We start from the raw sequence: 274 nt of genomic DNA, 5'->3' as shown, positions 1-274 counted from the left end.
GAAAATCAGAAGTTGGAATTTTTAGATACAGTAACACCTTCAAAGTTATTGCATTTGATCAATACAATTCGTGATACCACCACCTATTTCGATAATCATCCTGATTTATTGACACTTGCGGTAGATTGTGATGATGCAGGAAAAGATTTTTCTGATAAGTTATCTCAATCAGGATTTCCTGTTTTACTGGATTTACCTAATAATGAATCTGGGAAAGAAAAAATAGACTGGAACGATATTCTTAGAGAAAAGAAATCAGATTTACAATTGATGA

At 31.8% G+C, this 274-nt stretch carries 1 pseudogene; it reads left to right on the top strand.

What is annotated here, in order from left to right:
* Nucleotides 1–274: pseudogene (locus HMPREF2837_RS09750) on the top strand (DNA primase); the annotation flags it as partial.

It is taken from the genome of Streptococcus sp. HMSC071D03, from assembly GCF_001812125.1.
Lineage (GTDB): Bacteria > Bacillota > Bacilli > Lactobacillales > Streptococcaceae > Streptococcus > Streptococcus pseudopneumoniae_N.
The sequence above is the reverse complement of the archived record's forward strand: the minus strand, read 5'-3'. Positions and strand labels throughout refer to the sequence as shown.